The 13,021-nt window shown below is 67.0% G+C and carries 14 protein-coding genes; 5 read left to right on the forward strand and 9 right to left on the reverse strand.

Features of this window, described 5'->3' with window-relative positions:
- Positions 1 to 30: 30 nt before the first annotated feature.
- The 6 genes from CG50_RS05290 to CG50_RS05315 form a co-directional block, all read right to left on the reverse strand.
- Positions 31 to 1,287 carry an AAA family ATPase gene (locus CG50_RS05290; protein WP_036636050.1) on the reverse strand — a complete coding sequence of 419 codons (1,257 nt, stop codon included), beginning with the start codon at positions 1,285 to 1,287 and terminating at the stop codon, positions 31 to 33.
- A gap of 178 nt (positions 1,288 to 1,465) precedes the next feature.
- Positions 1,466 to 2,122 carry an OmpA family protein gene (locus tag CG50_RS05295; protein WP_036636307.1) on the reverse strand — a complete coding sequence of 219 codons (657 nt, stop codon included), beginning with the start codon at positions 2,120 to 2,122 and terminating at the stop codon, positions 1,466 to 1,468.
- Between the two features lie 17 nt (positions 2,123 to 2,139).
- The gene (locus CG50_RS05300; protein WP_036636052.1) at positions 2,140 to 3,531 is read right to left on the reverse strand and encodes a type II and III secretion system protein family protein; all 1,392 of its coding nucleotides are present in this window, start codon (positions 3,529 to 3,531) and stop codon (positions 2,140 to 2,142) included.
- A 311-nt stretch (positions 3,532 to 3,842) separates the two neighbouring features.
- Entirely contained in the window at positions 3,843 to 4,709 is an 867-nt protein-coding gene (cpaB, locus tag CG50_RS05305; protein ID WP_036636053.1) for a Flp pilus assembly protein CpaB, read from the reverse strand.
- 124 nt (positions 4,710 to 4,833) lie between these two features.
- Positions 4,834 to 5,055: a hypothetical protein gene (locus CG50_RS05310; RefSeq protein ID WP_036636055.1), complete on the reverse strand. Its 222-nt coding sequence runs from the start codon at positions 5,053 to 5,055 to the stop codon at positions 4,834 to 4,836.
- Between the two features lie 220 nt (positions 5,056 to 5,275).
- A complete protein-coding gene (locus CG50_RS05315) occupies positions 5,276 to 5,485 on the reverse strand; it encodes a hypothetical protein (RefSeq protein ID WP_036636056.1) in 210 nt (69 codons plus the stop codon).
- A gap of 283 nt (positions 5,486 to 5,768) precedes the next feature.
- On the opposite strand from CG50_RS05315, the gene CG50_RS05320 reads away from it, so the two are divergent.
- Positions 5,769 to 6,680: a lytic transglycosylase domain-containing protein gene (locus tag CG50_RS05320; RefSeq protein ID WP_081880312.1), complete on the forward strand. Its 912-nt coding sequence runs from the start codon at positions 5,769 to 5,771 to the stop codon at positions 6,678 to 6,680.
- A 156-nt stretch (positions 6,681 to 6,836) separates the two neighbouring features.
- Here CG50_RS05320 and CG50_RS05325 read toward each other — a convergent pair whose 3' ends face one another.
- Positions 6,837 to 7,043, reverse strand: a complete 207-nt coding sequence (locus tag CG50_RS05325; protein ID WP_036636057.1) for a SlyX family protein — start codon at positions 7,041 to 7,043, stop codon at positions 6,837 to 6,839.
- 74 nt (positions 7,044 to 7,117) lie between these two features.
- On the opposite strand from CG50_RS05325, the gene hisS reads away from it, so the two are divergent.
- From hisS to hisG, 3 genes are read left to right on the forward strand one after another with little or no spacing between them, the layout of a single operon-like run.
- Positions 7,118 to 8,611, forward strand: coding sequence for a histidine--tRNA ligase (gene hisS, locus CG50_RS05330; protein WP_036636058.1), 1,494 nt, complete (start codon positions 7,118 to 7,120; stop codon positions 8,609 to 8,611).
- Positions 8,611 to 9,702 (forward strand): ATP phosphoribosyltransferase regulatory subunit, encoded by a 1,092-nt coding sequence (locus tag CG50_RS05335; protein ID WP_245615608.1) that lies wholly within the window; start codon positions 8,611 to 8,613, stop codon positions 9,700 to 9,702. Before hisS ends, CG50_RS05335 begins: the two co-directional genes overlap by 1 nt.
- Positions 9,699 to 10,424 (forward strand): ATP phosphoribosyltransferase, encoded by a 726-nt coding sequence (gene hisG, locus CG50_RS05340; RefSeq protein ID WP_036636060.1) that lies wholly within the window; start codon positions 9,699 to 9,701, stop codon positions 10,422 to 10,424. Before CG50_RS05335 ends, hisG begins: the two co-directional genes overlap by 4 nt.
- Positions 10,425 to 10,605: 181 nt before the next feature.
- Here the strand turns inward: hisG and CG50_RS05345 are convergent, their stop codons facing one another.
- Positions 10,606 to 11,304, reverse strand: a complete 699-nt coding sequence (locus tag CG50_RS05345; protein ID WP_036636061.1) for a YoaK family protein — start codon at positions 11,302 to 11,304, stop codon at positions 10,606 to 10,608.
- Between the two features lie 154 nt (positions 11,305 to 11,458).
- Positions 11,459 to 12,388, reverse strand: coding sequence for an arginase (rocF, locus tag CG50_RS05350; protein WP_036636063.1), 930 nt, complete (start codon positions 12,386 to 12,388; stop codon positions 11,459 to 11,461).
- Between the two features lie 140 nt (positions 12,389 to 12,528).
- Here rocF and CG50_RS05355 point away from each other — a divergent pair, with 140 nt between their 5' ends.
- Positions 12,529 to 12,951 carry an Lrp/AsnC family transcriptional regulator gene (locus CG50_RS05355; RefSeq protein WP_036636065.1) on the forward strand — a complete coding sequence of 141 codons (423 nt, stop codon included), beginning with the start codon at positions 12,529 to 12,531 and terminating at the stop codon, positions 12,949 to 12,951.
- The last annotated feature ends 70 nt before the right edge of the window (positions 12,952 to 13,021 follow it).

Raw genomic sequence — 13,021 nt, forward strand, 5'->3', positions numbered from 1 at the left:
CCGTCAGCCTCCTTGTGCCGGGTCAGGGGATCAGGCCGTTGCCCGGCCCGCGGTCTCGACGGCAGCGACGACGCGGGCGAGTTTCGAAATCGCCTTGCGCAGCGTCGATTTCGGCGCGGCTTTGCCCAGCGGTTCGCCGTGATCGTTGGCATCCGTCACCGCGCGTCCGCCGTCGGGCAACTGCACCTCGATGCTGATCGACAGGCTTTGCTCCAGATGGCGGACACGGGTCTTGCCGCCCAGATCGGTGAATTTCGGCGCGCGGTTCAGCACGAAGCGCATCTTCTCGGCCGGCAGATCCTCGGCGCGGAAGGTGCGCATCAGCCGCAGTGCGTTCTGCGCCGAGCGCATGTCGAGTTCGAGCATCGCGAAGAATACATCTGCCTGATTGAGCGCGGCCTCGGTCCAGCTGACCACCGATTTCGGCATGTCGACGATGACATAATCGAACTTGCTGCGCGCCATCGAGATCACCCGGTTCACGTCGTCGCCGGTGATGAAATCGAGCGGAAGCATGTCGGCGGGCGCACTGAGCACTTTCAGCTTGCCGTCGTAATCGGCCAGCGCCTGATCGAAACTCAGCATGTCCATCCGCGCGGTGTCGGACCACAGTTCGAACACCGCCTCGGTGCGCGACAGATCGAGGCAGCTCGCGACGGAGCCGAATTGCAGGTCGAGGTCGATCACGCATACCGAAGGCGCGGCGACCTGCATCTTGCGCGGCGCATCCGGCGTTGCCAGTTCCCAGGCGAGATTGACCGCGAAAGTCGTGCCGCCGACGCCGCCCGCAAGCCCCTGCACCACCAGCACGGAACCGTCCCGCCCCGGGGCCGTTCCTCCGGTCGCGGCCGGCACCGGCGTCTCGGCGATCAGCGGCTTGTCGAGGCGCGCGACCGCATCGTGCAGCGCCCCCTCGGGCAGAGGGTAGGGCACGAAATCGTCCGCCCCGAGGCGCAGCAGCTGATGCAGAGCCGTCGCGCCGAGGTTTTCGGTGATCAGGATCACCCGCACCCCGGCCTGACGCGCCTTCGCGATCAGCGTGGCGATCCGCTCCATCTCGGCGGGGGTGTCGTCTTCGGCATCGAGCGCGAGCGTCAGCACCTTCAGCGCCGTGGCTTCGGGCTGGGACAGGAACGACAGCGCCTCATCGAACCGCAGATCGCCCCAGCTTTCGCCGAACTCCTGCTCCATGTCCTCGATCAGCAGGTCGAAGTTGGTGATGTCGCGCGAGACGGTGCAGGCCGAGAGGGGGGCCGATTCCGGGGTCGGTTCAGCAGCTGCGGTCATGACCTGTCGTCCTTCTGTTGTGATGGCGGCGCACGCCCCCGGGTCCGGCCTGGATCCGTCCGGACCTTCGGCGGCTGGAATGCGCGCGCCCCGTCGCCCCGGCGCCGGGCTCCCGTTTCGGGGATGGCCCGCAGTCTGTCCGTTGCGGCCCCGCTATGCAAGAGGGGCCGCAGGCATGTCAGTTGGCCGACAGGTTGCCCGCCGAACTCTGATTCTGCACCGTGTTTCCAGCGGTGGAGGTGGCCGATTTCACATAGCCGTCGAAAATCACGGCAGCATATTTGCCGTTCATCAGCATCCCCGAACCGGAGCGGGTGAAGCCCGACACCTCGGTGACGGCGCGGCGGTTTTGCTCGTTCGGTCCGGGCGCGTAGACCAGCGGCTGGGTCTTGCCATAGGACACCACGGCCTCGAGCCGCGTCTTCGAAATGCCCTGCGCGGCGAGGAAGGCGACCACCGCCTGCGCACGCCGCATCCCGAGAGCCTGGTTGTAGGCCTTGGTCCCCACGAGGTCGGTGTAGCCGTAGACGCGGAAGGTGACGTCGGGATACTGACGGATCCAGGCGGCCTGCCGGCGCAGCGCGTCCTGCGCCGCCCCGTCCAGCACCGCCGAGTTGAAGGCGAAGTTGACGGTGTTCGGCGCCTCGGAGGCGAATTTTCGGGTCAGGCTGATCACCACATCGCGCGGGTTGGCCATGGCCTGGGAATTGGAATTCACCGCACTTCCGAAGCTTGGCATCATGCCCGAGCCGGCCTCGTCGTCGACTGCGCCGGTTTCGCTGCACGCCGCCAGAGCAGCCACCAGCGCCATCGCAATGATCGTTTCGCTTTTCATGATCTTTCGCCCTTCGATCACTGCATCACATAGCCGTAGGACCCGAAGTCCTGACGGGCGACTTCGCCGGCGGCGCCGGACTTGGGGGCCTTGCCCCCGGTGCGGCCGAACAGGAACATGTCGGAATCCGACGGCAGCTTGACCCGGTCGGTCGGCATCGCCATCGCACCGCCGCGCGTGGGCGACACCAGATGCGGCGTCACGATGATGACCAGTTCGGTCTGGTTGCGCTCGTAGTTGACGGAACGGAACAGCGCACCCAGCACCGGGATATCGCCCAGCCACGGGATCTGCGAGCTGGAGTTGCGGAAGTCGTCCTGCAGCAGGCCGGCGATGGCGAAACTCTCGCCGTCGTGCATCTCGACGGTGGTCGAGGCCTCGCGCTTCTTGAAGGCGTTGATGCTGAAACTGCCGTCGCTGACCGTGGTGCTGGCGTCGATCGACGAAACCGAGGCCGCGATGTCGAGGTTGATCGAATTGTTGTCGACCACCCGCGGGGTGAAGGCCATCTCGACGCCATAGGGCTTGTATTGGATGGTCACGCCGTTGTTGTCGCCGTTCGACACCGGCACCGGATATTCGCCGCCGGCAAGGAACTTTGCCTGCTGGCCCGAGAGCGTGGTCAGGTTCGGTTCGGCGAGCGTGCGCACCATGCCCTTCGATTCCAGCGCTTCGAGCAGCACGCCCATCTCGAGGCTGCCGCGGCTGACCGAGAAGCCGATCCCGGAGGAGGACGTCGAGGTCGACCCTCCGTTGCCGGTGAAGCCTACACCCTGCGAGAAGCCTCCGCGCCCCTTCACCCCGGCCGAGAAGGTCGAGGAGATTTCCTTCGCGACAGAGCGCTGCATTTCCGCGAAACGGATCTTCAGCATGACCTGTTGCGTGCCGCCGACCTGCATCAGGTTCGACACCCGGTCGCCCGCATAGCGCTTTGCCAGATCGAGCGCGCGATCGAGCTTGCCGGTAGAGGACACCACACCCGACAACACGATGCCGTCATTCGCCGTGCGCACCTCGATGGTCTCGCCCGGCAGGATCTGCTTCAGCCGTTCCTTGAATTCGGCGATATCGGGGGTGACCTGAACCTCGACGTTGGAGATCAGCTTGCCGTCCGGGCCGAGGATCGTCATCGTCGTGCGCCCCGGAACTTTGCCGAGCACATAGACCGACTTGTCCGACAGCGTGGTGATATCGGCGATACCCGGATTGGCGATCGATATCTCGGTGAAGGGCTGGTCGCTTTCGACGACGACGGCGCGGTTCATCGGCACGTTCAGCGGGGTCGAGGTCGCCCCCGACATCACCTTCAGGGTCTCGGCCCCGGCCGGCGACAGACCGAGCGGCGTGAGCGAGGTCAGCCCGAGGATGCACCCCATCAGGCTGGCGGTCAGGATCGACTTCAGTGTCATCGTGTTCTTCGTCCCCGTCTCGGTCCGGTGGCCGGGTCTGTGCCCCACTCTGTCCGGACGATGTTCCGCCCATTCGCGCAAACCCTGCCCGAAGCCGCAATTCTTTGCAATAATCAACGTGTTTTACATCAAAGCGAAGGTGGGTTCTGTCGTCGGATCAACACAGACTGCGGCGGTGCCCGATGAAAACACCCCGCCGGAAACGCGTTTTCGGGCGGGGTGAGGCGGCTGACAGAGGCCGGACGAAGACGAGGCCGGGAATCAGGGCTAAGTATCGCTCGCGATGCGTCTGACCCCGGCGGCAGGAACGGTCATTGCTGCGGGCAGGGGATCTGGGTCTCGACGACATCGGTGCCCTTGCGGGTCCGGATCGTGCAGGTCTTCTGCTGCGGGGCGATGGCCTCGGGCGTGATGCCGAGCGCCTGATCTCGGTTGACCTCGATCGCTCCGACATCGGTGGTGTCGCCCGAACCGACCAGCGCGAGCGTCAGCTTGCCGCTCGACTGGGCGAGGGTAAGGGCCGCGACATCCTCGGGCGAGACCTCGGCGGTGATGGTGCGCGCGGCCACGGTGATCTCCGGGCGGTCCGAATCGACACTCTGGTCGACGGCGATCAGACGCAGGTTCGGATAGATCAGCTTCGAGACCAGCGTGTTGTTGATCGTGCCCGACCAGTAGACGTCGACCGTGCTGCCCGGACGCAGGAAGCCCGAGATGCTCGATTGCACGTCGACGGTCATGGTGAAAGCACGCATGTTCGGCGCGAGGATCGCGGCGATGCCGGCATCCATGCCGGGCGGGGTGATCTTCGAGGCGAGGATCGGCTCGTTCGCCAGATAGGCGCGCATCGCGGCGCGCGGGCGGTTTTCGGTGTCGGCAAAGACCGCGCGCTTGGAGTCGGCGGATTTGTCGGGCGCCGAAATCAGGCTGAACGCACCGGCGGGGATGTGATCGGCCTGCATCTGGGTCACCACCAGATCGGATTTGTCGAAACGCTGGCCGTATTTCAGATCGTGCTTGGCAACGACGATATCGACAAGGCGCGGCATCTGCTTGACCCGTTCGAGAAGCGCATCGCGGTCGCTCTGATATTGTCCGATCTGGCTTTGCGCCATGCGGATCGCCAGCCCTCCGAGGGCCAGGCCCGCGACAAGTACCAAAGCAACGATGAGCTTCATCCCGTGATCCCTTACGCCGTTGTCTCCGGCCGTCACGGGCCGCATCATTGGCCTACAACCTAGTCCTGCCGATTTCCACCGCTTTGATCTGGCTCAGCCTGCCGGTTCATTCCGTCGGCCCGGGTCATTGACCGCAGGACATTTCCCCGCATCGCAGCAAAGAGTTCACATTGCTCAGGATCTGGTTCGAGATGGCTACGGCACGTTCGCCGGCCGGCCCCCATACAGCATATCCGACGACAAATCCGAGCGAGACCACCAGCGCGGTCAGCACCACCCAGTCGACGGTCACGGCTCCGCTTTCGCTTCGGAAATCGGGGCGGCGGATTTTCCAGAACCTGATCATCGGGAGGGTTTGCTCCGAACCGGGCTGACACGGGAAAGACAGCGCTGCACTGCTGTCCGGGCCGCCCTGGGCGATGACGGGCGTGACGGCCTGGATTCTTATGCAACGGGGCCGCGCTGTGCTGCGCGGCCCCCTCGCGATCGCTTATTGCGGCGAAAGCGACAGTCGCCACCGCAAAGGCATCGGATAGCGGACTCGGGTCCGCATCCGCTTCCCGAAATCAGTTGGTGGTGCTCAGCGTGGTGGTGCTGGTGGCCGAGCTGCTCAGGTAGTTGCCGATGTTGCTCGCGGCGGTCACGACACCACCCTTGATCGCGGCCATCACGACGCCGCCGAGGACGACGATCGCAGCGGTCAGCACGACCCAGTCAACGGTCACGGCGCCATCTTCGTCGTTGCGAACCTTGCGGGCGAACTTGAAGAACTTCATGTGCTTTCTCCTGAATGCCCCCGATTTCGCTCGGGGGATGGGTTGGACCGCTGGTCGCTGTCACAGGGTGGCTCTACGCTGCGGTTGCGTTAACTAATGATTTTGAATCGTGACCTTATTGAGGCAGACTGGGTTCATATTCGTGGCGACAGGCCGGGGCCGAGCGTCAGCCGCTCTGCGCGACCGCAGGACGCGGGGGGAGTTGCAAACGGCTGGATTTCCTCGGCCTTTTCCGGGATAAACGGAACAGTAAGGAAGCTGCGGTAAAGGTGCCATGCGCGGCATGTGCGGAATCGGTCCGAAGGGCTTTGCCGTCCCGAAGGGCAAAATCTGTCTGGGAGCCTGTCTGGCTCTGGGGCTCGCCTTCGGGACGGGACATTCCGCCTTTGCCGAGATCAACAACGGCACGCCCACGGTGAACTATTTTCAGCCCAAGCGGGTGCAGCCGCCGGCGCCGGGCACGAAGCGACTTCTGACCATTCAGATCGACCCGACGGAGCAGGCCCGCGATCTGGCGGCCTGGCAGGAGCGTCCCTTCGCCCAGCCCACGGTGCGGCGCGGATTCGGCAATGGCAGCGCGCTCGACGCCCCGCAGGGCAGCACCAATTACGCCTGGTTCTGGACACAGGTCTCGACCGCGATCGGTGACCGGACCGGACGGTTCGACAAGGCGATGGCGGCGCTTGCCATGGGGCCGAACGGGCAAGGTGTGCGTGCGCCGCGGCTCGAACGGCTGCAGGATATCGCCAGCCGTCACGGGCGCGAAATTCTGGCGGCGACCATAGGCACGGAGGTTTCTCCCGCGCTGGTTCTGGCGGTGATCTCAACGGAGTCGGGCGGGCGCGCCGATGCGATCTCAAGCGCGGGCGCGGTCGGGCTGATGCAGCTGATTCCCGCCACCGCGACCCGGTTCAACGTCGATGACAGCACCGACCCGATGAAGAATATCCGCGGCGGGGTGGCTTATCTCGACTGGCTGATGAAGGAATTCGACCGCGATCCGCTGATGGTGATCGCGGCCTACAATGCGGGCGAGAACGCGGTGCTGCGCGCGGGCGGCGTGCCGCCCTATGCCGAGACCCGCGATTACGTGCCCAAGGTGCTCGCCGCCTGGCAGGTGGCGCGCGGGCTGTGCCTGTCGCCGCCCGATCTGGTCACCGACGGGTGCGTCTTCGCGGTGCGCAGCGGCGGCTGAGGCCTTGCGCGGGCCTGGCCCGCCAGGGAGGGGGCTCTGCCGCGCAGGAAAGAAAAGGGAGGGGGCTCTGCCCCCTCGGGCTTCGCCCTCACCCCCGGGATATTTTCGGAAAGATGAATGGAATGAGGGCGCACCCGGTCGGACGGTGGCGGCGCCTTACCAGTGCGGCGGTTTCTGATCGGCGAGCGGGATCTGGCCGCCGGCGTCGAATTCGCGCTCGGCCTCGCGCTCCATCAGCAGATTGACGAGGCGGGTGAGCCGGTCGATCTCGCGGGTCTGGCGGGCGAGGACTTCGGAAAGTTCCTCGGTGATGCGGGCCTGAAAAGCCAGCTGTTCCTCGATATGGTCTATGCGTTCGGTCATTCCTGCCTCCGGAGCTTGCCGCGCCGCGGCCGTTCCGTTACACCCTCGCGCGAGAAACGATCGGGTGCAAGACCATGTCCAGCGACAAGAAACCGCGTCGTCCGCGGGCCGAGACGCCGAAAGGGTTTCGCGACTATTTCGGCGCCGAGGTGACCGAGCGCAACGAGATGCTCGCGACCATCGCGGAAGTCTATCGCGCGCATGGCTTCGATCCGCTGGAAACCTCGGCGGTGGAGACGGTCGAGGCGCTTGGAAAATTCCTGCCCGATGTCGACCGGCCGAACGAGGGTGTCTTCGCCTGGCTCGACGAGGGCGGCGACTGGATGGCGCTGCGCTATGACATGACGGCGCCACTCGCCCGGGTCGCGGCGCAGTTCCGCAACGAGCTGCCCTCGCCCTATCGCCGCTACGCGATGGGGCCGGTGTGGCGTAACGAAAAACCCGGCCCGGGGCGGTTCCGTCAGTTCTATCAATGCGATGCCGATACCGTCGGCGCGGCCTCGGTCGCGGCCGATGCCGAGATCTGCGGGATGCTGTCGGATACTCTGGAAGCCGTGGGGATCCCGCGCGGCGATTACGTGGTGCGGGTGAACAACCGCAAGGTGCTGAACGGCGTGATGGAAGTGGCCGGCGTCCTCGACCCCTCCGATCCCGCTAAGTTCGAGGCCGAGCGCGGCATCGTGCTGCGCGCCATCGACAAGTTCGACAAGTTCGGCGAGGCCGGTGTTCGCGCGCTGATGGGGGCGGGGCGGCTTGACGAGTCGGGCGATTTCACCAAGGGCGCGGGCCTGTCGGATGAACAGGCCGATGTGGTCATGGGCTTCATGTCGGCGAAGCGCGACACGGGGGCCGCGACCGCGGCGCGTCTGCGGGAGCTGGTGACGGGATCGGACCTCGGCCGTGCCGGGGTCGACGAGCTGGAGACCATCGCGACGCTGCTTGACGGGCAGGGCTATGGGGCGGACCGCATCGTGGTCGACCCCTCGGTCGTGCGCGGCCTTGGCTATTACACCGGCCCGGTGTTCGAGGCAGAGCTGACCTTCGAGATCCTCGACGAGAAGGGGCGCAAGCGCTCGTTCGGTTCCGTCTCGGGCGGCGGGCGTTATGACGATCTGGTCAGGCGTTTCACCGGGCAGGAAGTGCCGGCGACCGGCGTGTCGATCGGCGTGGACCGGCTGCTGTCCGCGCTGCGCGCCAAGGGCCGGATCGGCGGCGCGGTGCAAGGCCCGGTGGTGGTGACCGTGATGGACCGCGACCGGATGGGCGATTACATGGCCATGGCGAGCGAGCTGCGCCGCGCCGGGCTGCGCGCCGAGGTCTATCTCGGCAATCCGAAGAACTTCGGCAACCAGTTGAAATATGCCGACAAACGCAATGCTCCGGTGGCGATCATCCAGGGCGGCGACGAGGCGGCGCGCGGCGTGGTGCAGATCAAGGATCTCGTGCTCGGTGCGAAGATCGCGGCCTCGGCGAGCCTCGAGGAATGGAAGGACCATCCGGCGCAGATCGAGGTCTCGCGCGGCGAGATGGTCGCCTCGGTGCTGCGGATGCTGGGGCTGTCGGCGTGATGACCGGGGCCATGGATCCTGCGGCGAAGGCCCGCGCGCGCGAGATCGGCGAACGTCTGCTGGGCGCGTTCCTGCGCGCCGGTGCCGCCGAGATCACCCCCGATTTTCTGCAACCCGCGGGCACGCTCCTCGACCTTTACGGCGAGGACATCCGCGCGCGGGCCTATGTCACCTCGGACCCGCTGCGCGGCGAGATGATGTTGCGCCCCGATTTCACCGTGCCGGTGGTCGAGGCGCATATGGCCGCGGGTGCCGAGCCCGCCCGCTATTGCTATCTCGGCGAGGTGTTCCGCCGGCAAGATCACCGCGGCACCGCGCGGCCGAGCGAATATCTGCAAGCGGGCTACGAGGTCTTCGACCGCACCGATCCCGAGGCCGCCGATGCCGAGGTCTTCGCGCTGTTCGCCCGGCTTCTGGCGCATCTGCGCCCGGCCGCGACCATCGGCGACATCGGCATCCTGCGCGCCGCGGTCGAGGGGATCGACACCATCGCGCCGCGCAAGGACGCGCTGCTCCATCACATCTGGCGTCCGCGCCGGTTCCACCGTTTGCTCAGCCGCTACGCCGGCCTCCTGCCGGTGTCCGAGGCGCAGAGCGCCCTTGTCGCCGGGGACACCGGCACCGGGGCGCCCTGGATCGGTCTGCGCTCGCCCGAAGAGATGGCCGCCCGCATCGCCATCCTGCGCGCCGATGCCGCGGCCGCGCCGATCCCCGCCGCGGTGGTGGCGCAGTTCGACGCGCTGTTCCGTCTGGCCTGCCCGGCGCATGAGGCGCCCGAGCGGCTGCGCGCGCTCGGCCTGCCGGCGCTCGATCCGGCGATCGCGCGGCTGGAGCGGCGGCTCGCGGCGCTGGCGGCGCGCTCGATCGACACCTCGACCCTGTGGTTCGAGGCAAGCCACGGTCGCAGCACGCTCGAATATTACGATGGTTTCGTGTTCACTTTCGCCGCCGCGGATGCCGGTCTTCCGCCGGTCGCGACGGGGGGACGCTACGATGCGCTGACCCGCGTTCTGGGCGGCGGGCGCGAAATTCCGGCCGTGGGCGGGGTGATCCGCCCCTCGGTCGTGGCCGGGCTGGAGGGCCGCCGATGACCATCAAGCTGGGCGTGCCGTCGAAGGGGCGGCTGATGGAGAAGACCTTCGACTGGTTCGGCGCACGCGGCATCGGGCTGCGTCGCACCGGGTCAGAGCGCGAATATGCCGGCGCGGTCGAGGGCGCGGAAGGGGTGGAACTGGTGCTCCTCTCGGCGGGCGAGATCCCGCGCGAGCTGGCGGCGGGGCGCATCCACCTCGGGGTGACGGGTTCGGATCTGGTGCGCGACAAGCTCGCCGACTGGTCGACCCAGGTCGCCGAGGTCGCGCCGATGGGCTTCGGTCATGCCGATCTGATCATCGCGGTGCCGGCCTGCTGGGCGGATGTCGACACGCTCGACGATCTCGACGCGGTGGCACATGCGTTCCGCGCGGCGCATGGCCAACGGCTGAGGATCGCGACGAAATATCACCGGCTGGTGCGCGAGTTCCTGACCCGCGAGGGCGTGGCCGACTGGCAGCTCGTCGACAGTCAGGGCGCGACCGAGGGCACGGTGAAGAACCTGACGGCCGAGGTCGTGGCCGACATCACATCCTCGGGCGAGACGCTGCGCGCCAACCATCTGAAGATCCTGTCCGACGGGCTGATCCATCAAAGCCAGGCGACGCTGTTCGCCTCGCGCATGGCGGATTGGAAAACGGATGAAGCCGCCGCGCGCGCCTTGCTCGCTCAGCTCGGCTTCGCGGAGGCGGCCGAGGGCGGTCTCGGCGGTCTGCTCTGATCCAGGGGGACGTGCGGGGGCTCTGCCCCCGCGCCCCCGGGATATTTATGGAAAGCCGAAAGAGCAGAGCGGACTTTTCTTTCGATTCGCCGCAAATATCCCGGGGGTGAGGGCCGCAAGGCCCGAGGGGGCAGAGCCCCCTTTTGCCGGACGTGGGGTAAGCAGGCAGGCCCCATGGCGGTCAGTCCGCCAGCATGGCCCGCACAGCCTCGGGGACCGCGGCGGTGAGCAGCGCGAGTGCCGCCAGAGCGAACAGCCACTCTCCGACCCCAGCATACAGCAGCGCCCCGCCGATGCCGCCGAGGGCAAAGCACAGGATCGTCAGCCCGTGCAGGCGCAGCATCGGGCGGGCGAGACGACGGGCCTCGGATCCCGCGAAGAGCGCCGCCGCCTCGATGCCGAAATCGGTCGCGGTGCCAGAGACATGGGTGGTGCGAACCCGCGCCTTCGAGATCACCGTCGTGGTGGCGTTCTGCATGCCCATCAGGAAGCTCAGTGCCGTCGTCAGCCCGGCGGAGCCCGCGGGTGCCCCGCTCGCCCGGACCCAAAGCCACAGCGCGATCAGCAGCACGGCTTCGAGGATGATCACTCCGGCATGGACCGCGCGCATGTGCTGCGCCTCGCCAAGATGGATCAGCGACGCGGCGCAGAATGCCCCGGTGACGAAGGTGACGACCAGCCCGGCGAAGGCGATGGAGCCCGTCCAGTCGCCATGTGCGGCATGATCGGCGAGAGCCGAGACATTCCCCGTCATATTGGCCGAGAACACCCCGGCGACCTGATATCCTACCGCGTTCAGCGCACCGGCCACTGTCGACAGGATCGCGGCAAGTTCAAGGTCGATGCGGTCGCTGCGTTGTGCGCCGACATGTCTGAGCATGAGATGCCTCCGGGCTTTTCATCTGCAGTCTGGCGGCGGAAGCCGGGCGCGTAAAGGGCGTCGCTCCGGGGAGGGCGGCAAGAAGAGGGGGGCTTTGCCCCCTCTTCGGCTGCGCCGAATTCACCCCTAGGATATTTGGGGCGAATCGAAAGGCTCAGTAGCTGCGGGTCTGCCGGTCGAGCACGCGCCGGCCGAACAGCGAGGCGGTGAAGTCGCACAGCACCCTGGCGGTGCGGCCGCGCTCGTCGAGGAAGGGGTTCAGCTCGACGAGGTCGAGCGAGGTGGCGAGGCCCGAATCGCCCACCATCTCGAGGATCAGATGCGCCTCGCGGAAGGTGGCGCCGCCCGGAACCGTGGTGCCGACCGCCGGCGCGAAGGACGGATCGAGGAAATCCACGTCGAAGCTGACATGCAGCATCCCGTTCGCCGCCGCCACCCGGGCGAGGAAGGCCTTGAGCGGCGCGATCACCCCGGTCTCGTCGATGGCGCGCATGTCATGGACTTCGATCCCGGTCTCAAGGATGCGCTTCGCCTCGGCCCGGTCGACGGAGCGGATGCCCATCATGCAGACATTTGCCGGATCGAGCGGATGGGCATTCGCCGGATAGGCCGAGCCGAACCCCGGCAGGCCGAGCGCATAGGCCATCGGCGTGCCGTGCAGATTGCCGCTTTCGGTGCTGTCGAGGCTGTGCAGATCAGGATGGGCGTCGAGCCAGAGCACGAAGAGGGGGCGGCCGGCTTCGGCCGCGCGCGCGGCCATCGCGGGCAGGGTGCCCGCCGCCATCGAGTGATCGCCGCCCATGAACACCGGCAGATCGCAGTCGCGCCCGGCGGCGAGCGCCGCCTCGCGCACGGTGTCGATCCAGGCGCGGGTCTCGGCCAGATGGTGGATCGCGGCGTTCGGATGAGGCGTCGGCCGCTGCGGCGTGATCGTCAGATCGCCCCGGTCGCTGACCTGCCAGCCGAGGTCTTCGATGATCTTCGCGAGACCCGCGGTGCGCAGGCTCTGCGGCCCCATGATGCAGCCGGGCTGCGAGGCGCCGGTCTGGATCGGGGCGCCGAGGAGGATGGTGTGGCGGGTCATGGGGGCCTCTGTCAGCAGGAGGGGGCGGGCCGGTGCGGTCCGGGACGGGCAGAGAATTCCAGATCGGCGGGGCTGGCGTCACTGTCCAATCAGGTCAATATTGCCGCAATACTATCCGAAACGGAAAGAAATAATCCGAAATGGAAGATCTGAGCGAAACCGACCGGGCGATCATCGCCGCGCTGCGGCGCGATGCGCGGATGTCGCTGACCGATCTGGCGCAGGAGGTCGGCGTGTCGCGCGTCACCGCGCGGGCGCGGCTGAAAGGGCTGGTGGCCTCGGGCCAGATCCGGCGCTTCACCATCGAGACCGAGGTCGGGGAAACCCCCGGCGTGCGCGCGATCACCATGGTCGCGCTGCAGGGCCGGATGTCGCGGATGGGGATCCGCGCGCTCAACCGCATCCCCGAGGTGACGGCGGTCCATGCGACGAACGGCGCCTGGGATCTGGTGGTGGATATCCGCGCCGATACGCTCGAGGGCTTCGACCGGGTGCTGCGCGAGATCCGCGAGCTGCCGGGGGTGACGAACAGCGAAAGCTGTCTGCTGCTCGCCCGGCTGTAGCGTGAGGGATTGCGCGAACGGACCGAGAACGACGCTTCCCCTCGCCGCGGGGCGAGGCTAAGATACCCGC

Source organism: Paenirhodobacter enshiensis, from assembly GCF_000740785.1.
Taxonomy (GTDB): domain Bacteria; phylum Pseudomonadota; class Alphaproteobacteria; order Rhodobacterales; family Rhodobacteraceae; genus Rhodobacter; species Rhodobacter enshiensis.